The sequence below is a fragment of the Paracoccus sp. IB05 genome, from assembly GCF_016405985.1.
GTDB lineage: Bacteria > Pseudomonadota > Alphaproteobacteria > Rhodobacterales > Rhodobacteraceae > Pseudogemmobacter.
Genome location: NZ_JAEFCF010000094.1, coordinates 1 through 971 on the forward strand (window position 1 = coordinate 1; position 971 = coordinate 971).

At 61.7% G+C, this 971-nt stretch carries 1 protein-coding gene; it reads right to left on the minus strand.

All coding sequences use genetic code 11. The annotated features are described in order from the left end of the window. Positions 1–904 (minus strand): IS5 family transposase (locus tag JC607_RS25180; protein WP_198839444.1); only part of this gene is annotated, 904 nt, incomplete at its 3' end. Positions 905–971: the final 67 nt, after the last annotated feature.

The window sequence follows — 971 nt, forward strand, 5'->3', positions numbered from 1 at the left end:
TTCCGAGTGATGTGAAACGGTTCATGAGTGCGATACGGATCTGAACCTCTGCATCCTGCCGGTCGAAGTCTCTGGCCATGATGCGCTCGCCGAGGAGCTTGATGCATCTCATCTTGGCCTCGACGTGACTTCGACGGTGATATCCGGACCATTTCTTCCAGTTGGCTCGTCCGAAGCGCTTGCAGGCACGCAGGGCTTCGTTGCGAACCAGCAGGCCGGGATCATGGCCCTTCCAATCCCTGGCATTCCGCCGTGGTGGTATGATGGCATCGGCCCCTCGAGCCGCGATGGCGGCATGGCACCCCTTGGTATCATAGATGCCGTCGGCGGTGACGCTGCCGATCCGCTCCTGCACCGGGATCTGGGCCAGCAGACCGGGCAGAACGGGCGCATCCCGGATGCGGTTGCTGGTCATCTCCACGGCGCGAACTTCAAGGGTTTCAGCGTCGATACCTATGTGGATCTTGCGCCATTGCCTGCGGCGGCTGGCCCCGTGCTTGCGGACCTGCCACTCTCCCTCCCCCGAGAACTTGATCCCGGTGCTGTCCACCAGCAGATGAAGCGGCCCGGACGCCGCACGATACGGGATCTGAACCTTTAGGTGCTTCTGCCTGCGGCAGAGCGTGGTGTAGTCCGGCACGGGCCAGTCGAGCCCTGACAGGGCCAGAAGGCTCTCCACAAACCCTGTCGTTTGCCGCAGCGGCAGCCCGAACAGCACCTTGATTGAGAGGCAGAATTGTATGGCCGCCGCCGAGAACCTCTCAGGATGACCCGCCTTGCCGCTCGGCGCCGCGAACCACGACATCTCAGGGTCAAACCACACCATCAGCGAGCTACGACGCTTCAGGGCCCGGCTGTAGCTCGACCAGTTCGTCGTGCGAAAAAGAGGGATCGGCTTGCTCATAGTGCCAACCTAACCCGCTGTCTCACAAACGTGAATCCATGAGCGAGCCGGATAGTGCAACAAAGCC